We start from the raw sequence: 18,148 nt of genomic DNA, 5'->3' as shown, positions 1-18,148 counted from the left end.
CGCAATTCCCAAGGAGTTACTTCAATGAAATGGTTCTACGATCTGAAGATTTCCACCAAGCTGATTACCTCGTTTCTGGTGGTTCTGGCGTTGACCGCGGCCATGGGAGTCTTTGCCATCCTCCAGCTCGGCCAGGTCAACCAGGCCGCTCAGGACATCAAGGAAAACTGGATGCCGTCGATGCGTGCGGCAGCGGGCATGCGCTTCTTCGCCGCCAACTATCGTTTGAAGGAAAACCGCCACATTGCAGCCGACACCGCCCAGGAAAAGGCGCAGATGGAGCTTGAAGCAGCGGACGCTCGCAAACAGTTCGAAACCCGCCTGGCCACCTATGACAAGCTGGTGGTCAGTGATGAGGATCGCCAGTTGTTCAATAGCGCTACAGCGACATGGTCTGCGTACCTCAAGAGCAGCGGCGAGTTGTTCGACATGTCCCGTCAGGGCCTCGAAGCCCAGGCACGAGCGATGCTGAAGGGCGAGTCCAAAACGCATTTCGACGAATTGACCGGCCAGTTGCAAAAAATGGTCGAGCTCAACGACGCCGGTGCGACTGTCGCGGGTGACAAGGGCACGAAGCTGTACGAAAACGCACGCATCTCGATCGTCGTTGTGTTGGTTGCAGCCTTGCTGATCGGCCTGGGTCTGGCGCTGTTCATCGCCCGGATCATCTCCCGCCCGCTGAAAGAGGCCGCAACGGCCGCCGAGCAGCTGGCAGAGGGCAACCTCAACGCTCACATCGGCCACGGTTCCAAGGACGAGACCGGCATGGTGCTCAATGCCATGCGCAACATGGTCGGCAAGCTGTCGCACATCATCGGCGAAGTGCGTAACGCCGCCGACAACCTGGCCAGCGCCTCGGAAGAAGTCAGTGCCACTGCACAGTCGATGAGCCAGGCCACCAGCGAGCAGGCCGCCAGCGTCGAAGAGACCAGCGCATCGGTCGAGCAGATGAGCGCCAGCATCAACCAGAACACCGAGAACGCCAAAGTCACCGATGGCATGGCCAGCAAGGCCGCCAAAGAAGCCACCGATGGCGGCGAATCGGTGCAGCAGACCGTCGTGGCGATGAAGAAAATCGCCCAGCGCATCAGCATCATCGACGACATCGCTTACCAGACCAACCTGCTCGCTCTCAACGCCGCCATCGAAGCCGCCCGTGCCGGCGAACATGGCAAGGGTTTCGCGGTAGTGGCCGCCGAGGTGCGCAAGCTGGCCGAACGCAGTCAGGTGGCCGCGCAGGAAATCGGCGAGCTGTCGTCGAGCAGCGTGGACATGGCTGAGAAGGCCGGCAAGTTGCTGGACGAGATGGTGCCTTCGATCAACAAGACCTCCGACCTTGTGCAGGAAATCAGTGCCGCGTCGGAAGAGCAGGCAGCCGGTGTGGCGCAGATCAACACCGCCATGACCCAGCTCAACCAGGTCACCCAGCAAAACGCATCGAGCAGCGAAGAACTGGCGGCCACGGCTGAAGAAATGAGCAGCCAGGCCGAACAACTGCAACAGGCCATGAGTTTCTTCACCCTCGACGCATCGCCAAGGGCCGTCGCACAAAGCGCTACTTTCGACAGCCGCAACAGCCCGAACCGTCAGCCTCCGCGCCCACCGCAGCAGGCTCCGCGCAAGGCATTTGCGCAAAGCATGGCGGGCGCCCCGGACGAATCGGAATTTACCCGTTTCTGATTGCCGGCTTCGATAGAGACTCCAGGGGAGAACGACATGGGCTCATTGGTCACGACTCGGCAGACCGCAGCGACGGTCGAAGAAGAGGCGCAGTACCTGACTTTCATGCTCGGTGGCGAGATGTTCGCCATCGGTATTTTAGGCATCAAGGAAATCATCGAGTACGGCAGCCTGACAGTGGTGCCGATGATGCCCGCCTTCGTGCGCGGGGTGATCAACCTGCGCGGCGCGGTGGTGCCCGTGGTCGATCTGTCGGCGCGCTTCGGGCGGCAGAACTCGGCCATCACCCGGCGCTCGTGCGTGATCATCATCGAGGCCAACAGCGAGGACGGCCAGCCGCAGGACATCGGTCTGCTGGTCGACAATGTCTCGGCGGTGCTGGAGATTCCGGCGTCGCAGATCGAGCCGCCGCCGAACTTCGGTGCGCGAATTCGCGCCGACTTCATCAGCGGCATGGCCAAGGTCGACGGCAAGTTCGTGATCGTTCTTGAGGTCGACCGCGTGTTGTCCATCGATGAAATGTCCAGCCTCGCCGAGGCAAGCCAGTCGCTGCCGACCGACGTCGACGCGACGTGAGGCCTGCGCATGCCTGATACAGCGTCGCTCACCGATCGCGAATTCGGCCAGTTCCAGAACTGGCTGTACAACGCTGCGGGCATCAAACTGACGCTGGCCAAGAAAGCGCTGGTCGCCGGCCGCCTGTTCAAGCGTCTCAAGCATTACGAGCTGGACAACTATGGCGAGTATTTCAAGCTGATCATGAACGATCAGCGCAACGGCGAGCTGCAAGTGGCGCTGGACCTGCTGACCACCAACGAAACGTATTTCTTCCGCGAACCCAAGCACTTCGATTTTCTGCGTCAGCAGGTGCTGCCCAAGGTGACACACGGCAAAATGTTCCGCATCTGGAGCGCCGCCAGTTCGTCTGGCGAAGAGCCCTACAGCCTGGCGATGACACTGGCCGAACAACTGGGCACCACGCCTTGGGAAGTGGTCGGTTCGGACATCAGCACGCGCGTGCTGAGCAAGGCGCGCAGCGGTCACTACCCTCTGGAGCGCACCGAAACGTTGCCGCAACCTTTGCTGTTCAAATACTGTCTGAAAGGCATAGGTCGCCAGGAAGGGACCTTTCTGATCGACAAGTCGTTGCGCAGCCGGGTCAGCTTCGTGCAGGTCAATCTCAATGACACCCTGCCGGATCTGGGCGAGTTCGACGTCATTTTCCTGCGTAACGTGATGATCTATTTCGATCAGGAAACCAAAAGCAAAGTGGTCGCGCGGTTGATTCCGCGTCTCAAGCCAGGAGGCTATTTCATCATCAGCCACTCAGAAAGCCTGAACGGTATAAATGACATGTTGAAAATGGTCTCCCCTTCGATTTACCGCAAACCATGAACACGCCTGTGGGTGTCGCCGAAATAGTACTCGGGCCTGGCGAAGTGGTCTTTCAGACCCGGCCGACTCGCCTGCGCACATTGCTGGGTTCATGCGTGGCGATTACCTTCTGGCACCCGTGGCGGCGTATTGGCGGCATGTGCCACTTCATGTTGCCCGGGCGCATACGCCGGCATCAGCCACTGGACGGCAAGTACGCTGACGAAGCGATGGAAATACTCATCCGTCATGCGCTGGCCAATGGCACCCTGCCGGAGGAATATCAGGTCAAGCTGTTCGGTGGCGGCGAAATGTTTCCTGCTCATCGTCATGACCCGCACATGCAGAACGTCGCTGACAGCAACGTTCACGCGGCGCTTGCGCTGGCCGAACAAAACCGCCTGAAACTGATGGCTCAGGACCTGGGCAGCACCGGCCATCGCAGCATCATCTTCGACCTGTGGGACGGAAACGTATGGGTCAGGCACCAACCAATGGAAGCAATGGAAAAAGATGCCAAACAAAAAAATCAGCGTACTGCTGGTCGATGATTCGGCTGTAGTTCGTCAGGTACTGGTGGCCATTCTCAACGACACCCCCGATATTCATGTGATGGGCGCGGCGTCAGACCCGATATTTGCCATGAGCAAGCTCGCTCAGGAATGGCCGGACGTCATTGTGCTGGACGTGGAGATGCCGCGCATGGACGGCATCACCTTCCTCAAGAAGATCATGAGCGAGCGGCCGACACCGGTGGTGATCTGCTCGTCGCTGACCCAGAAAGGCGCGGAAACCTCATTGCAGGCGCTGTCTGCCGGGGCGGTGGAAATCATCACCAAACCCACCACCGGCTTGAAGAACTTCCTCATCGATTCGGCTGCCGAGCTGGTTGCAGCAGTACGCGCAGCAGCCAACTCCAACGTCAGGAACCTCGGCAAGCGCACCGCCGCCCCGGTGCTGACCCCGGCCAGCAAACTGACCGCCGATGCCATTTTGCCGGCTGCCAGCGGCCATGCCATGGCGCAGACCACTGAACGCATCGTCGCCATCGGCACCTCGACAGGCGGTACACAAGCACTCGAAGCAGTGCTGACCGCCCTGCCCCGCGTCTGTCCCGGCATGGTCATCGTCCAGCACATGCCGGAGAAATTCACCGCATCGTTCGCCGAACGCCTGAACAGCCTGAGTCAGATCGAGGTGCGCGAGGCCAGAAACAACGACCGCATCCTGCCCGGCCTCGCACTGATCGCCCCCGGCGGCAAACACATGATGGTCACGCGCAGCGGCGCCTACTACCACGTCCAGGTCATCGACGGCCCGCTGGTCAACCGCCATCGTCCTTCGGTGGACGTGCTGTTCCGTTCGGTGGCCAAATTCGCCGGCAAGAACGCCACCGGCATCATCATGACCGGCATGGGCGACGACGGCGCACGCGGGCTCAAGGAAATGCTCGACGCCGGCAGCGCGACAGTGGCTCAGGACGAAGCCAGCTGCGTGGTGTTCGGCATGCCCAAGGAAGCGATCAAACTGAACGCGGCGCAGCGGATCATTCCGCTGCAGGAGATTCATCAGGCGATCCTGCACCGGTGAACCCGAAGCTGTCGCCGTGCAGCCAGCGTTTCTTTCGACACCCACGTTTCACGACAGAAACCCCGGTCGCACGGCAATGCTCAGAAAAACAGCCTTACCGGGCCCACGGCGGCGGCAGCAAGGCCTGATGGTCAGCGCTGGACCTGGATGACCCTGAAGCCCCGTCAGAGAATGAGACCAACTGGAAAAAAGGCTCGGCCTCCAGGTTCCTGTGCTGATTGGAAGTCCCTGATCTGTTGCTTTTATGCTCATTGCGATAAGACGCATAGCTCCAGTGCCCCGGGGAGACATCGGAGTCCGGGCGATGGCTGCTCTGCCTTACACCGGCGGCGCTCAACTCCTGTTCGATACTGCTGATCATCCCCCTCATTTTGCCCATGTACTCTGGGCTGTAGGTGTTGTCTGCACGGTCGGGCTTGGCGTAGATCGTGAACTGAGCGCCCAGCGCCACGCGCTGCTTTGCCGCCGGCATCTCTGCTTGCAGGCATTTCATGTCAGTCACTTTCCACGAGTCAACCGGGCTGTCGCTCGCCTGCAGTATTTTGCCTATCGCATTGAATGCATCCGGTACATCCTCAGGTGCAACGCTGAGGTGGATCTTGTCTCCGGCAAACTCCCCCTTGCAGTTCGGCTCCAGGCGATCCATATGGATGAAGACCTCAGACCCCGTCATCTTGAAATGATTGGCGGCAGTCCAGCCACCGTGATTTTCACCCAGCGCGCTTTGCGCGACGTCATAAGTGGGGGCACGGTGATTAACGGCAAAACGTGTCTGTGTGTTGGCACGCACTTCGCTCTGATTCAAACGGCGCAATTCCGCACCGGCATCCTTCTTCACAGTCGGCTGGGCAATGGCCGTATTGAGTTTTAAATTGAAGGCGGGTCTGTTGATAGGCATAGCTTTTATACCTGCTACTTATCGGTCATGAAAAAAGGGGGTTGCGCAGACAGCGCAGCATCTGTGCAACCTCTCCAACTCGCCGCTCTGCACTGGTCGTTGACGACCTCACAGATAGCTGCCCGCTGAGTGGTCAACAGGCAAATCAGGTTCCATGAAACAGGATCAGGAAAACTGATCGCCTTTCGAGAAACCGACATCGTGTTTGATCTTGCCGTTCTCGAACTGGTCCATCCATGGCAGCACATCGGCGCCGGCCGCTTTCAGGGCGCCCATGTTGTCTTTCACGGCCTGGTTGGCGCCGTCGCGCTGTTCGAAGTTACCGCCTCCGGTCCAGTTGGCGTTACCGACTTCACCGATTTGCGGCTTGAAGCCCGCGCTCGTAAGCGCCTTGATCTCCGATGACAAACGCGAGGAGGCATCGGCACCGCTGGCGTACTCATGGATGCTGCCGATCAGGCCAGGGTTGTTGCTGCCGTTGGCGGCTTTCAACTGATCAGCGTATTTTACCAGTCCGCTTTCCCCGCCGGCTGTCAGACCACCACCCCAATTGCTGTCCTCCACCACGATGTCGCCTTTGTAACCTGCGTCGCGGGCTGACTTGATCAACGTGCTCTGCATATCGGCCCAACCTTGAGTGGCACTCTTGCCGCCCTCATTGAACGTATCGAGTACAAAACTCGGATGGTTTCCAAGGGCAGAAACCACGTTTTTGACATCGTCGGCGGCTTGTTTGAGCTTGTCGCCGGACAAGACATTGCCACCACCGCCATTGGCGTTGTCACGAAACGTAAACTGAATCCTGACCCCTTGTTTGTCGCCGGCATCGACCATCGCCTTGAGTTTGGCCATTTGCGCCGGGTCATTGATCTGGTCATGGGTCATCTGGATGCGAAGTGTTTCCCCTCCGGCATTTTTCACGTCTTCGACCATTTTTTGCGCTGCCTCAGGAGACGCAATCCGGTCAGGAACCGTATTCGCGCCGCCATGAGAACCCAAGCCAGTGTTATTGAACGGTTGGGCTTGATTTGACTGCTCAGACAGTCCTGAGTCTGGCGTCGAACTGGCAGCACCGCCGGGAGAAGCAGAAGCCCGACCTGGCCCGGACGAAGCAGGGGACGGGTTCTCGGAAGGGTTATTTGCAGAAGAGTTACTTGCGGAAGAATCACCGAGCAAGCGTTTCAGCAGCGCCTGAATCAGCGTCGTCAACGCCTCGATCAAGTCACTTTGATCGCCCCCTCCTGCTTGTCCATTCCCGGTGGTGGCGGTTGTCGGCGCGCCATTCCCCCAACTCACCGTGTTCGGCGAGCGCTGGGTACTTTCCGGAGGAAGAAAGTGCACGGCATTGCTCGACGATTTACCTGAATAGTCCGGACTCGGAGCCTGGTCGCCCGGTGAGACAGGCGACCACCCCGGGCTGTTGTTGCTTACAGAGGTATTCATGCTCATTTCATTACTCCTTTTTTGTGGAGGTAACGCGTTTGGGTGAACGGTTTTTTGTGAAGGGTTTCAGAAATCCTCTTTATCGTCTTTCCGCGTTCAAGCAGATGAAATTCATTTGAAAGAGCCCTTTAGATAAGCCTGTTCTGCGTCTCGCAAGATGGCAATATCCATGGCGTTGGGTAGCAGTCTTTTGGCCTCGGTAATGTTTGCCAGCTTGACGCTTTGAGATTCAAAGCCCATGTCGGACGGTGTGCCATCTATGCGTTTGGCAAGGTAATAACGAGTACGGGATGTTGTTCGGTCGTAGTCACCGATAAAGCCGTGGAATTCCACCAGAAGCCCCGTCTCTTCGTAGACTTCCTTGAGCGCATTGGTCCTCAAGTTCAGACCGGCTTCCTGCTTTCCCTTGGGAAAAGCATGCGTTGCGCCGAACGGGTGATTGGTCGGTTCGGTGATCCATACCCTGCCGTCGGGCTCAAAAATGATCGCTCCACTGGCGGGAGCAAGGTGCGGAGAACGCTTAAATTCCGGCTCTGTGAAGTTGACCGCCCGGGTTGTAAATCGGCGCCAGCCATCCATCGTGTTCGGGGGTGTAAATGATCTGAACGGCAGGTTGTTCATGCTGCCACGCGCAGCGCTGTGAGGTACAAAAACGGCTGTTGCGTATCGATCACGCCACGTATCCGCCGCGCTGGGTGACGTGGGGTTTTTAACAGTGACAACATTGCCGCGCTCGTTCTTTTGGCGATGAATATAAGGAAGCGTCTGCTTCATATCGACCAGCCACTTCTTCCGACTGATCAGTCTTTTACCGAGCTCAATGCGTTCGCTGTGATTGCCAGGGCCGTGTTCTGCGCACAGTGCGGCAATACGCGCGTCCGGTATTTTTTCTATCGCTGCAATACCCTCGCGGATGTCATTACGCTCGATTTTCCGGAAGGCACGACTGGACGAATTGTCTTCACGAGACAGCATCGTGACCAGCTCCATGGGCGTGGTACCGAACTGATTACCCTTGTGCTCCCCTTGGGCGCGGAAGACCAGCGCACCGCCAAGGTCGATGCGCACAGGTTTGTGACGGTGATTGAAGATGACATTGTCCCCCGCCAGACCGATGACATCCCAGTTCGCCAGCCAGGCATCCACCGCGAAGCCGCACTTCAACTGGCTATTTTTTGCCAGCGTATCGAGGTCTTTCGGGTTCCCTACTATCAGTTTTGAAATCAGTGCGGGCTTGCCTTTGCGGGACGCCAGTTCTATGTCAGGAACATCGATTCCTGCGGCACGGTACAGCCTGGAGGCAAGCACCTCGTTTCGAAGCCTATTGGCAGACGGGTTGGTTTTTACATACCACTTAACACCATTGGGCGCTTGAAACAATCCACCTGGATTAGAGCCCTTGGCGCCAGAGAGTTGTTTCCATTTGTCAGTCTCGAGGAGGGCGAATTCACCTCCCCTCTTGGACCGCCCTAAAACAGTCATGTCGACGACAATGAACTCACCGCTCCGGCGAGCCTGCGTAATTTCGTACCGGTTGGTGATATCCAGAATGACTTCATGTTCACTCTTGCTGGCCACCGATAACGGCAACCGGCTCTCACTGAGTGTCACACCCTTTGCACCACTGTGGTTGAGCGCGGGAACGGCAGGCATCGCTTTCAGTACAAAAAGAACCGGTGTTTCTTTTTTCCTGTTCGCGTTCACCAGCGCAAAGCCTTGCGAAACGGCTGACACTGTCGAGGCGCTGGCCACCCCAGTCGCGGTGTAAACGCCTTTGACCACGCGCAGTCCGTGAATAAGACCATGGGCTATTTCGCGACTGCGGTAACCCTTGGAGGTATTCAGCAACAGCGACGCCGCCTCATCATCCAGAGATATCCCACGATAAAGCACTTTAGGATGATCCGACTTGGCCAACTCAATGGAGTAGCGCGGTATGGAGGCCCTCAGGTCCGCAAATTCTTCTTCAGTTGTTTCAGAGGCCGTGTACTTCTGCAGCAGTCGCATGAACTCTTTGCCGTCTATCGAATCCAGTACGCTGTCCTGCCGACCCGCCAAACGACACTCTTCGGCAGTATTGAATTCCTCCACTGGAACTCCCTTGCCTCGCCCTCGCGAAACAAAGTTGGGCACTTTATTACTGGCAGGCCCCAGTGCCGAGGTACTTTGAGCGTTTGAAAACCCAAGGTGACTGAAATTGTGTTTTACGGGATTTATCATTAAGCCTTCCTGAACGTTCGTCTTGCGGCACGCGATGAACATTCGTCCCTGGAGTGACAGGCATCAGGACTGTTATCAGACTCGAACGCCATCAGCCGATACTCACAAGGCAAATAGCCACTTTTCGAGTTGTTCCAATCATGGATAACGCCTGTTGATAATGAAGAGCCCCAAGAAAGCAGCCAGTTGCTATCACCGAGAGAATATTGAAAATAAGCAGCGCTTATAATTGGCTGAATGGCATTCATCGCAAATACTCATCGCCCGCATTTACTGGAAAATTGAGTAACTGAGTGTCGCAGTGTGCTATGCGGTTCCATTAAGCACACAAGAGGGGCTTCTTTATGGAGAACTATCACTGTAAGTGATCACATTCGTGGCGAATGTCTTAAAGCCAATGCAAGGAATACCTGGGCTACTTGCGTGACCGTAGTATGTGAAGTGATCAGACATAAGTCATACGACAACATATAAATAATGAGCCATATTTAGTTCCGTACCAACAGCTCAAGACGGCACACATTCGCTCCAGCAGAGCGTGTCGCAACCGTGCAAAAAGTCAACGGTAGCTGGCCGACCAACGCCCCACATGGGTTTTTTCGACGTCACCCGCAGAGAAAATCGTCGGGCTGTTCGGGCACGCGTGAGAAGATACCGGCACATCACTTCAATGCTTCGTTTTTCAGGCATCAAAGCCGACCGCCATGACCAGACCCGTAACGCTCAAGGATGTTGCCAACCATGCAGGTCTTTCCAAGGCTGCGGTGTCGCGCTATCTGAACCGAAGCATCAGCCTGCCGCCGGAGACCGCGAAGCGTATCGATACGGCGATCAAGGCGCTGGACTATCGGGGTAACAGTCTGGCCCGGCGTTTGAGCAAAGGCGGCAGTGAAACCATCGGCCTGGTACTGCCGGACATCGCCAACCCGTTTTTTGCCGAGCTGGCAGACGCGGCCGAGGAAGAGGCGTCCGCACATGGTTACAACCTGGTGCTGTGTGTCACCCGCAACCTGCTTGAGCGCGAAAGCACGTTTGTGCGCTGGCTGGATTCACGTAACGTCGATGGCTTGCTACTGGTCAGCAACCGCCCGGATGACGGCACGCTGGCCGGCCAGCTGATGAGCTACCGCAATATCATTCTGCTCGACGAAGATGTTCCCGGCACGTCGCAGCCCAAAGTCTTCGCCGACAACCATCAGGGCGGTCGACTGGCGACGGACTATCTGCTCCGCCATGGACATCGACGCATCGCTCATGTGTCCGGGCCGTCGGCCTTGATGAGTGCCCGCGAACGTTATGCAGGCTACCGGGAGGCGCTGGCGCTGGCGGGCATCGCAGAGGTGCCGGAATACCTGTGCTTCGGGGATTACAGCCGTGAGTTCGGGCGTATCGCAACCGCTCAGCTACTCGCCCTGCCCCATCCTCCGGAGGCGATTTTCGCCGCCAGTGACTTCATCGCCCTGGGCGTGCTCGATGTCCTGCGTGAGCGCAATATCAGCGTGCCCGATGCCATGTCGCTGGTGGGTTTCGACGACGCCGTCTACGCCAGCCTGCTGACCCCGCCGCTGTGTACCATCCGCCAATCGTCCAGAGAGCTTGGCCGTCTCGGCGTGGCGCAACTGCTGCAGAGGATGACGGGCGGCGACTGTGCGCAGGACGTCGTGCGCGTACCCGTAGAGCTGGTCTGCCGGGGTACGGTAGCAACGCGCAGTGACTGATTGCGGGGCAACCAGTAACACCCGGCATTAAATCAGTGCACTGCCGTTTGCCTCCTGAAAAGCCGATGATTGCGGAAAACTGTGGCGCATCAAGGATGTATGGTCACTGGAAGGCGTCACGAAAAAAATGGCACACAATCTGCTTTCTCCAGTTCTCAAACCTGAAGACAAAGCTCATTTGTCTTTTTTTTGAGACAACTGGTAAACCGGTTTACCGATCTGATCTGCCACACCGGCAATCAGGCTAGGAGGATGGCAATGCTGCGTTTGAGCAAGCGTTTCACCCTGACCCTCGGCGTTGTTTTGGCCTTGGCGTTGTCACCCATCATTCAGGCCCAGACCGGCAAACGTCTGGCTCTGGTACAGGTCAACCAACAGGCGCTGTATTTCACCCAGATTACCCAAGGCGCACAGGCTGCGGCGAAAGCTGCCGGAGCAGAGCTGGTGGTGTTCAACGCCAACGACAATCCGTCAGCCCAGAACGACGCCATCGAGGCCTATATCCAGGACAAAGTCGACGCCATTCTGGTCTGCGCCATCGACGTCAACGGTATCAAGCCGGCGGTCACCGCAGCCGCGCAGGCGGGAATCCCGGTGGTGGCAATCGACGCTGTGATCAATGGTGACAATGCCGTGCAGGTCGGCGTGGATAACCGCGAGGCAGCCCGACAGATCGGCCAGTACACCGGCGAATACATCAACCGCGAACTGGCGGGCAAGGCCAGCATCGGCGTGGTCGGAGCCCTCGGCTCTTATGTGCAGAATCTGCGTCTGGACGGCTTCCGCGAGGGTCTGGCGAAGACCGCCAGCCAGGCGAAGATCGTCAATACCGTCGACGGTAACAATGTGCAGGACACCGCCCAGGCGGCGGCGGAAAACCTGCTGACCGCCAACCCTGATCTGCAGATCATTTATGCCACTGGCGAACCCGCCCTGATTGGCTCGGTTGCCGCGAGCGTGTCACAAGGTGCCGGCGAGCGGGTCAGGATTTTCGGGTGGGACCTGTCCTCTCAGGCAGTGCAGGGTCTGGATGACGGCTCTGTCGCGGTGGTGGTGCAACAGAATACCCAAGCCATGGGCAAGACGGCGGTGGAGTCGGCACTGGCGCTGTTGTCCGGAAAGACCGTGGCTCGCGAACAGAGTATTCCCGTCACGCTGGTGACCAAGGACAACCTGGCAGCCTATCGCGCCGAATTCAAATAAGGGGCTCAGCATGCAGACGCCTGGCGAAGTGCCTCGGGTAAAGATGAGTGCCATCACTAAACACTACGGCTCGATAGCCTCGTTACGCGGTGTCGATCTGCTGTTGCAGCCCGGTGAAGTGCTGGGGCTGGTGGGCGACAACGGCGCAGGCAAATCCACGCTGACCAAGATCCTGTCAGGCGCGGAGTTACCGACCAGCGGACGAATCGCCATCGATGGCGAGGAAGTCAGTTTCAGCGGTCCGGCAGATGCGCAGCGCTGCCATATCCAGATGGTGTATCAGGACCTGTCGCTGTGTGACACGGTCGATGTGGCCGGAAACCTCTTCATGGGCCGCGAACCGATGCGCCGCGTGCTCGGCGTGCCGTTGCTCGATGAGACGCGCATGCACCACGAAGCTCGGCAGATTCTCGAAGCATTGGGCATCACCATTCCTGATACCCGCGCGCAGGTACGACACCTTTCCGGCGGCCAGCGCCAGGCCGTTGCGATTGCCCGCGCGGCCGCCTTCGGCCCTAAGGTTCTGATCATGGACGAGCCCACCGCGGCCCTCGCGGTGGCCGAAGTCGAAGCGGTTTTGGAGTTGATTCGTACCATCAGCCGCCAGGGCGTCAGCGTGATTCTGATCACCCACAGGTTGCAGGACCTGTTTCTGGTCTGCGACCGCCTCATGGTGATGTATGACGGCGCCAATCTGGCCGAGCGAAGGATCGCCGACACCGACCTCAACGAGGTCGTCGAACTCATCGTCGGGCACAAATTCACTGCCCGCTCCGCTAGCGCCTGAAAGGATATGACGCCATGAAAACGCTCGATCTCACGCGCCAACGCATTCTGCCGCAGTCGCTGTTCAAGCGCCTGCTGCACGATTTTCCCGGCGTGGTCAGCATCGGCCTGTTTTTCGCCCTGTGCTTTGTGCTGTTCGCGCTGGTGACCGATAACTTTTTAAGCGGCGCCAACCTGCTCAACGTTATCCGGCAAAACGCACCGTTACTGATTGTCGCGGTGGCGATGACGCTGGTGGTCACCACCGGCGGCATCGACCTGTCGGTCGGCTCGACCCTGGCACTGGTCGGTGCGCTGGCGGCCATGGCACTTAATGCCTGGCACCTGCCCTGGCCACTGGTTCTGCTCGGCGGGCTCGCTGTGGGCGCGATGATCGGGGCGCTGAACGGCTATTTCATCGCCTACGCGGGCATCCCGGCCTTTATCGTCACCCTGGCCACCCTGACCATTATTCGTGGCCTGGCGATGCTGCTGACGCAAGGCTATTCGATCCCCGTTCCACGCGAGGAAGCAGCGTTTCTGGCCTTGGGTCGCGGCTGGTTTCTCGGCGTGCCACTGACCGCCTGGCTGGCCTTGCTGGTCACACTGGGCGGGGTGCTGGTGCTTGGCAAAATGCGCTTTGGCCGCTACCTCACGGGTATCGGTGCCAACGCTGAAAGCGTGCGCCGCGCCGGGGTGAATCATCGCGGTGTGCTGCTGCGGGTCTACATGCTCAGTGGCATGGCGGCCGCCCTGGCCGGCATGATCGTCACGGCCAGGCTGGGCAGTGGCTCCTCGAATCAGGGCGAAGGTTTCGAACTGGAAGTGATTGCCGCCGTGGTCCTCGGCAGCACCAGCCTGTTCGGTGGCTTCGGCACGATTGTCGGCACAATGCTAGGGGTACTGACCATGGCCGCGATCAAGAACGGGCTGATTCTGGCCCACGTCTCACCGTTTTACACGCAAATCGCCACGGGCCTGATCGTACTGCTGGCGATCTGGCTGAACACGCGCATTCTACGTACCGGCCGCCCACTCGGGAGGGCTGGAGCATGAGCCTGTTTCGTCATCCTTCACCCCTGCCCCTCGGCGTCGACAGCGGCCATGCCATGACGGTGCTGGGGCCAGTGCCGGTCGAGCGTCTTGGCGTCACCCTGATGCACGAACACATTCTGCTCGACGCTTCGGGCAAATGGGTCGCACCCAGTTGCTGCGGCGAGCGACACCTGGCCGAGCGCCCGGTGAGCATCGAACTGCTCGGCGAGCTGCACATGAACCCGCTGGTCAGCCGCGACAATTGTCAGTTGTTCGATGTCGACCTCGCGTGCGAAGAACTGCTGAAGTACCGGGCGCAGGGCGGGGAAACGGTGGTCGATCCGACCAATCTGGGCATCGGCCGCGACCCGCAGGCCTTGCAGCGGATTTCCCGTCTGACCGGCCTGAATATCATCATGGGTGCCGGTTTCTATCTGGAACCCTCGCACCCGCATTACGTGCACGAGCGCTCGGTGGAACAACTGGCGGAGCAGATCATTCATGACGTGGGCGGCGGTGAAGAGAAGCCCGAGGTGATTGCCGGCCTGATCGGTGAGATTGGTGTTTCTGCCGCGTTCACGGCTGACGAAGAGAAATCACTGCGCGCTGCAGCCCGTGCAAGTGCCGCGACCGGCGTGCCGCTCTCGGTGCACCTGCCTGGCTGGGAGCGCCTAGGCCACCGGGTACTGGACATCGTTGAGGCAGAAGGCGCCGACCTGCGCCATACGGTGCTGTGCCACATGAACCCGAGCCACAGCGACCCTGCGTATCAGCATGCGCTGGCGGCACGCGGCGCGTTTCTGGAATACGACATGATCGGCATGGGTTACTACTTCGCCGACGAGCACGCGCAGTCGCCCAGCGATGAAGAAAACGCGCGGGCCATCGTCGCCCTGATCGAGCACGGTTTCGGCGCGCAAGTGCTGTTGTCTCAGGACGTCTTTCTGAAAACCATGCTGACCCGTTACGGCGGTCATGGTTATGGCTACCTGCTGAAACACTTTGTCCCGCGCCTGGGCCGTCATGGCGTTACCGGTGAACAGCTCGAAAACCTTTTGATCGACAACCCGCGCCGGGTCTTCCAGCGCGGCTTCCAGGCTCCTTTTTCATCGCAGAGGAATGCAACGTCATGAAACAGTCCGTATTGCTGGCTGGCGAATCATGGGTCAGCACGTCAACCCACATCAAAGGCTTCGATCAGTTCGACAGCGTCACTGCGCACAATGGCGCACGGCGTTTGCTCGCGGCGATGGCAGACAGCGACTATCAGATCACTCAAATGTGCGCCGATCAGGCCCAGACCGACTTTCCGGCCACGGTTGAAGCACTCAGTCAGTATCAGGCGGTGATCCTCTCCGACATCGGTGCCAATACCCTGCTGCTGCACCCGGACACCTGGCTGCGCGGCCAGCGTACGCCCAACCGGCTCAAAGCCCTTCGCGAGTACGTCTTGCAGGGCGGTGCATTGATGATGGTCGGCGGCTACTTCAGCTTTCAAGGCATCAACGGCGGCGCGCGCTACCGCGGAACGCCTGTCGAGGAAGTCTTGCCCGTGCGCTGCCTGCCTTACGACGATCGTGTCGAAGTGCCGGAAGGCTTTCTGCCGCAAATCAACAGTGGTCACCCGATACTGCAAGGCCTGGGCGGCGAATGGCCTTACCTGCTTGGCTACAACGAAGTTGAATTGCATCCCGAAGCTCAATTGCTGGCCACCGTCGAAGGCTCTCGGCACCCGCTGCTCGCCGCGCGTGAGGTCGGTGCCGGACGCACGCTGGCGTGGACCAGCGACCTTTCCGAACACTGGCTGCCGGAAGCGTTTCTCGACTGGGGAGGCTATCGCCGCTTCTGGATCAACAGCCTCGACTGGCTGACCCGCCGTACCTGACCGGAGGCTCCAATGCTCGATGACCCGATAGCCCTGACCCGAGCCCTGCTGGCGTTCCAGACCCTCAACCCGCCGGGCGATGAAGAAGCGTGTGCAGCTTTTCTTGCCGAGCAGCTGACCCGCCACGGGTTTGTCTGCGAGCTGCAGCGTTTCGGTGAGCGCCGTTTCAATCTGGTCGCCTGGCTTGAGGGCGACGGCCCCGGCAAACCGCTGGGGTTCACCGGCCACCTGGACACCGTACCGCTCGGCAATGCCACCTGGAGTCACTCGCCGTTTACCGGCGAGATCGTTGACGGCCGGCTGTACGGGCGAGGGTCCAGCGACATGAAAGCGGGCATTGCCGCCTTCATCGTGGCCTGCCAGCGCAGCCGTGATTCCATTCGGCGCGGGCCCGGCGTTCGTCTGATACTCACCGGCGGGGAGGAAACCGGCTGTGACGGCGCCAAGGCCCTGTGCAGTGACGCGCCCCATTTGCTCGGTGAGCTGGGCGCACTGCTGATCGGAGAGCCGACGGCCAACTACCCGATACTCGGACACAAAGGCGCGCTATGGCTGCGCTGCGCCAGCCATGGCCTGACAGCCCACGGCGCCATGCCGGAGGAAGGCGTGAACGCTATCTATCTGGCCGCCGAACATATTGGCCGCGCGCAGACCTTTGAAGTAGGCCCTGCGCATCCGCTCATGCGCAAGCCGACGCTGAACGTCGGCACTATCAGCGGCGGTCTGAACATCAACTCGGTGCCGGACTACGCAGCGTTCACCCTGGACCTGCGCACTGCACCGAATCTGGACCACGATGAAATTCGCGGACGGCTGGCGGCCCATCTGGGCAGCCGCGCGGAGCTGAGCACCCTGATTGATCTGCCTGGTATTTGTGCCAGCCCCGACGAGCCGTGGGTGCAACAGGTTTTTGCACGCTGTCAGGCCTTGCATGACGCCCCTCTGGAGGAAAAGGCGGTGCCCTACTTTACCGATGCCGCGGTGCTGCTCCCCGCAATCGGCTATCCGCCCACCCTTATTCTCGGTCCGGGAGAGCCCAGCATGGCGCACAAGGTCGATGAGTATTGTGAAGTCGACAAACTTCAGCAATGCGTCGCGCTGTATGCCGGATTGATCGAAGACTGGACAGTCATGCACGCGCCGATGAACGACTGACGCAATACTCTCACCAGCCCTTCATAGCCCTCCTCGTCGGCATTCGCTCCGCTCACATTCAAACCGGCTGCGCAAGGCGGCCACTCACCCGGAACGGCCATAGCCATGACAAGGATGGAAACCGTTCTGGACAGCGGGCGGGTTGAACGCGTAATAAGGTGCCTACAAAATTTCCCTAATGGACAGCACGTTAATGGCACTACGCGGTGATGAGGCGGACGACCATGAGTTCCGCAGCCGGTCATATCCCGTCCAGGAAGATATGGCGCAGCAGCGTCGAGTCTGGCGCTTTGAGCGCATCGGTTGGGCTGGCCTGATTGTACTGATAGTGCTGACCCTTGCCGGCTTGTTTTCCAAAGGGCCGTTGAGCCAGGTCGAGCCTCAAACGGCAGACGGCAAACTGCAGGTGAGCTACGAGCGTTTCAGCCGCAACGGCAGTCAGGACGATATGATTGTCACGTCCAAAGGCGCCCCCTCCGAAATGCGTTATCTGGTCGTCGGCAGTGGGCTGCTCGAAGGCGTGTCGATCGAGAAACTTAATCCCCAGCCTGCGCCCCTTCACAGCGAAGGCCGTGATCTGGTCATTCCGATGCAGGCTGACAGGGACGGTTTAGCCACTTTGTACCTGACTGTTCGCAGTAACGGGGTGGGACTGTACCGAGGGCAAATGCATATGCTGGGTGGCGAAACGCTGCCGATGCCCAGGTTTATCTACCCGTAGAGAGAAAGCGATTTATGGATGCAGTGCTCAGAGCAGCAGCGATTTATTTTGTCTTGATGGTCTTGTTTCGTGTTGCCGGACGCCGCTCCCTTACCGACCTCACCACCTTCGATTTCGTCCTGTTGCTGATCATTGGCGAGGCCACTCAGCAAGCGCTGCTGGGCGATGACTTTTCGGTGACTAACGCGATACTGATCATCTCCACCCTTATCGCCATAGACGTCGGTTTTTCCCTGGCCAAACGTCGATCGAAGCGGCTGGCCAAATTTCTGGATGGCGGCCCTACTGTGATCGTGGAAGACGGCAAGCCACTGACCAAACGGATGAGAGAGGCGCGCATCAGTGAATCCGATGTGATGGAGGCAGCACGAACCACGCAAGGGATCGTGGAGATGAAGGACATCAGGTACGCGATCATTGAAAGGAACGGCGAGATATCGGTCATACCGTTCAAGTGAGGA

General features: G+C 58.9%; 17 protein-coding genes. 14 read left to right on the top strand and 3 right to left on the bottom strand.

Going from position 1 to position 18,148, the window contains the following annotated elements; translation table 11 throughout:
• The first annotated feature begins 24 nt into the window (after positions 1–24).
• Genes LIX91_RS16630 through LIX91_RS16610 form a run of 5 tightly spaced genes read left to right on the top strand, consistent with a single transcriptional unit; the run spans position 25 to position 4,644 of the window.
• Positions 25–1,680, top strand: a complete 1,656-nt coding sequence (locus LIX91_RS16630) for a methyl-accepting chemotaxis protein (RefSeq protein WP_226488807.1) — start codon at positions 25–27, stop codon at positions 1,678–1,680.
• Positions 1,681–1,716: 36 nt separating this feature from the next.
• Positions 1,717–2,256, top strand: a complete 540-nt coding sequence (locus LIX91_RS16625) for a chemotaxis protein CheW (protein ID WP_003347066.1) — start codon at positions 1,717–1,719, stop codon at positions 2,254–2,256.
• 9 nt (positions 2,257–2,265) lie between these two features.
• On the top strand, positions 2,266–3,075 hold the full coding sequence (locus LIX91_RS16620) for a CheR family methyltransferase (RefSeq protein WP_003414795.1): 810 nt from the start codon (positions 2,266–2,268) through the stop codon (positions 3,073–3,075).
• The gene (gene cheD / locus LIX91_RS16615) at positions 3,072–3,605 is read left to right on the top strand and encodes a chemoreceptor glutamine deamidase CheD (RefSeq protein ID WP_046235466.1); all 534 of its coding nucleotides are present in this window, start codon (positions 3,072–3,074) and stop codon (positions 3,603–3,605) included. Before LIX91_RS16620 ends, cheD begins: the two co-directional genes overlap by 4 nt.
• Positions 3,568–4,644, top strand: coding sequence for a chemotaxis response regulator protein-glutamate methylesterase (locus LIX91_RS16610; RefSeq protein ID WP_003423093.1), 1,077 nt, complete (start codon positions 3,568–3,570; stop codon positions 4,642–4,644). The genes cheD and LIX91_RS16610 overlap by 38 nt, the downstream gene beginning before the upstream one ends.
• A 94-nt stretch (positions 4,645–4,738) precedes the next feature.
• Here LIX91_RS16610 and LIX91_RS16605 read toward each other — a convergent pair whose 3' ends face one another.
• From LIX91_RS16605 to LIX91_RS16595, 3 genes are all read right to left on the bottom strand, one after another.
• A complete protein-coding gene (locus LIX91_RS16605; RefSeq protein WP_103696408.1) occupies positions 4,739–5,542 on the bottom strand; it encodes a type III effector in 804 nt (267 codons plus the stop codon).
• A gap of 165 nt (positions 5,543–5,707) precedes the next feature.
• The gene (locus tag LIX91_RS25870; protein ID WP_323178353.1) at positions 5,708–6,985 is read right to left on the bottom strand and encodes a cellulase family glycosylhydrolase; all 1,278 of its coding nucleotides are present in this window, start codon (positions 6,983–6,985) and stop codon (positions 5,708–5,710) included.
• Positions 6,986–7,096: 111 nt separating this feature from the next.
• On the bottom strand, positions 7,097–9,205 hold the full coding sequence (locus LIX91_RS16595) for an NUDIX domain-containing protein (protein ID WP_226488806.1): 2,109 nt from the start codon (positions 9,203–9,205) through the stop codon (positions 7,097–7,099).
• A gap of 704 nt (positions 9,206–9,909) precedes the next feature.
• Between LIX91_RS16595 and LIX91_RS16590 the strand changes: the two genes are divergently transcribed.
• From LIX91_RS16590 to LIX91_RS16550, 9 genes are all read left to right on the top strand, one after another.
• Positions 9,910–10,923, top strand: a complete 1,014-nt coding sequence (locus tag LIX91_RS16590; RefSeq protein ID WP_100073396.1) for a LacI family DNA-binding transcriptional regulator — start codon at positions 9,910–9,912, stop codon at positions 10,921–10,923.
• Positions 10,924–11,181: 258 nt separating this feature from the next.
• Positions 11,182–12,126 carry a substrate-binding domain-containing protein gene (locus LIX91_RS16585; protein WP_044313519.1) on the top strand — a complete coding sequence of 315 codons (945 nt, stop codon included), beginning with the start codon at positions 11,182–11,184 and terminating at the stop codon, positions 12,124–12,126.
• A gap of 10 nt (positions 12,127–12,136) precedes the next feature.
• Positions 12,137–12,913, top strand: a complete 777-nt coding sequence (locus tag LIX91_RS16580) for an ATP-binding cassette domain-containing protein (RefSeq protein ID WP_226488805.1) — start codon at positions 12,137–12,139, stop codon at positions 12,911–12,913.
• Between the two features lie 14 nt (positions 12,914–12,927).
• Positions 12,928–13,947: an ABC transporter permease gene (locus tag LIX91_RS16575; protein WP_226488804.1), complete on the top strand. Its 1,020-nt coding sequence runs from the start codon at positions 12,928–12,930 to the stop codon at positions 13,945–13,947.
• Positions 13,944–15,059 carry a phosphotriesterase gene (locus LIX91_RS16570; RefSeq protein ID WP_226488803.1) on the top strand — a complete coding sequence of 372 codons (1,116 nt, stop codon included), beginning with the start codon at positions 13,944–13,946 and terminating at the stop codon, positions 15,057–15,059. The genes LIX91_RS16575 and LIX91_RS16570 overlap by 4 nt, the downstream gene beginning before the upstream one ends.
• The gene (locus tag LIX91_RS16565; protein WP_226488802.1) at positions 15,056–15,811 is read left to right on the top strand and encodes a glutamine amidotransferase; all 756 of its coding nucleotides are present in this window, start codon (positions 15,056–15,058) and stop codon (positions 15,809–15,811) included. The genes LIX91_RS16570 and LIX91_RS16565 overlap by 4 nt, the downstream gene beginning before the upstream one ends.
• 12 nt (positions 15,812–15,823) lie before the next feature.
• The gene (locus LIX91_RS16560; RefSeq protein WP_226488801.1) at positions 15,824–16,966 is read left to right on the top strand and encodes a M20 family metallopeptidase; all 1,143 of its coding nucleotides are present in this window, start codon (positions 15,824–15,826) and stop codon (positions 16,964–16,966) included.
• A 193-nt stretch (positions 16,967–17,159) separates the two neighbouring features.
• Positions 17,160–17,687 (top strand): hypothetical protein, encoded by a 528-nt coding sequence (locus LIX91_RS16555; protein ID WP_024663915.1) that lies wholly within the window; start codon positions 17,160–17,162, stop codon positions 17,685–17,687.
• Between the two features lie 14 nt (positions 17,688–17,701).
• Entirely contained in the window at positions 17,702–18,145 is a 444-nt protein-coding gene (locus tag LIX91_RS16550; RefSeq protein WP_003317797.1) for a DUF421 domain-containing protein, read from the top strand.
• The last annotated feature ends 3 nt before the right edge of the window (positions 18,146–18,148 follow it).

The sequence above is a fragment of the Pseudomonas sp. B20 genome, from assembly GCF_020515755.1.
GTDB lineage: Bacteria > Pseudomonadota > Gammaproteobacteria > Pseudomonadales > Pseudomonadaceae > Aquipseudomonas > Aquipseudomonas syringae.
Note: the sequence above shows the minus strand (reverse complement) of the source record. Positions and strands in the feature narration are given on the sequence as shown.

Excerpts from the sequence above, each read along its gene's own strand:
- LIX91_RS16625 (WP_003347066.1), top strand. The coding sequence starts at position 1,717 with ATGGGCTCATTGGTCACGACTCGGCAGACCGCAGCGACGGTCGAAGAA.
- cheD (WP_046235466.1), top strand. The coding sequence starts at position 3,072 with ATGAACACGCCTGTGGGTGTCGCCGAAATAGTACTCGGGCCTGGCGAA.
- LIX91_RS16580 (WP_226488805.1), top strand. The coding sequence starts at position 12,137 with ATGCAGACGCCTGGCGAAGTGCCTCGGGTAAAGATGAGTGCCATCACT.
- LIX91_RS16555 (WP_024663915.1), top strand. The coding sequence starts at position 17,160 with ATGGCACTACGCGGTGATGAGGCGGACGACCATGAGTTCCGCAGCCGG.
- LIX91_RS16575 (WP_226488804.1), top strand. The coding sequence starts at position 12,928 with ATGAAAACGCTCGATCTCACGCGCCAACGCATTCTGCCGCAGTCGCTG.
- LIX91_RS16620 (WP_003414795.1), top strand. The coding sequence starts at position 2,266 with ATGCCTGATACAGCGTCGCTCACCGATCGCGAATTCGGCCAGTTCCAG.
- LIX91_RS16605 (WP_103696408.1), bottom strand. The coding sequence starts at position 5,542 with ATGCCTATCAACAGACCCGCCTTCAATTTAAAACTCAATACGGCCATT.
- LIX91_RS16565 (WP_226488802.1), top strand. The coding sequence starts at position 15,056 with ATGAAACAGTCCGTATTGCTGGCTGGCGAATCATGGGTCAGCACGTCA.
- LIX91_RS16585 (WP_044313519.1), top strand. The coding sequence starts at position 11,182 with ATGCTGCGTTTGAGCAAGCGTTTCACCCTGACCCTCGGCGTTGTTTTG.
- LIX91_RS25870 (WP_323178353.1), bottom strand. The coding sequence starts at position 6,985 with ATGAATACCTCTGTAAGCAACAACAGCCCGGGGTGGTCGCCTGTCTCA.
- LIX91_RS16570 (WP_226488803.1), top strand. The coding sequence starts at position 13,944 with ATGAGCCTGTTTCGTCATCCTTCACCCCTGCCCCTCGGCGTCGACAGC.
- LIX91_RS16560 (WP_226488801.1), top strand. The coding sequence starts at position 15,824 with ATGCTCGATGACCCGATAGCCCTGACCCGAGCCCTGCTGGCGTTCCAG.
- LIX91_RS16590 (WP_100073396.1), top strand. The coding sequence starts at position 9,910 with ATGACCAGACCCGTAACGCTCAAGGATGTTGCCAACCATGCAGGTCTT.
- LIX91_RS16610 (WP_003423093.1), top strand. The coding sequence starts at position 3,568 with ATGCCAAACAAAAAAATCAGCGTACTGCTGGTCGATGATTCGGCTGTA.
- LIX91_RS16595 (WP_226488806.1), bottom strand. The coding sequence starts at position 9,205 with ATGATAAATCCCGTAAAACACAATTTCAGTCACCTTGGGTTTTCAAAC.
- LIX91_RS16630 (WP_226488807.1), top strand. The coding sequence starts at position 25 with ATGAAATGGTTCTACGATCTGAAGATTTCCACCAAGCTGATTACCTCG.
- LIX91_RS16550 (WP_003317797.1), top strand. The coding sequence starts at position 17,702 with ATGGATGCAGTGCTCAGAGCAGCAGCGATTTATTTTGTCTTGATGGTC.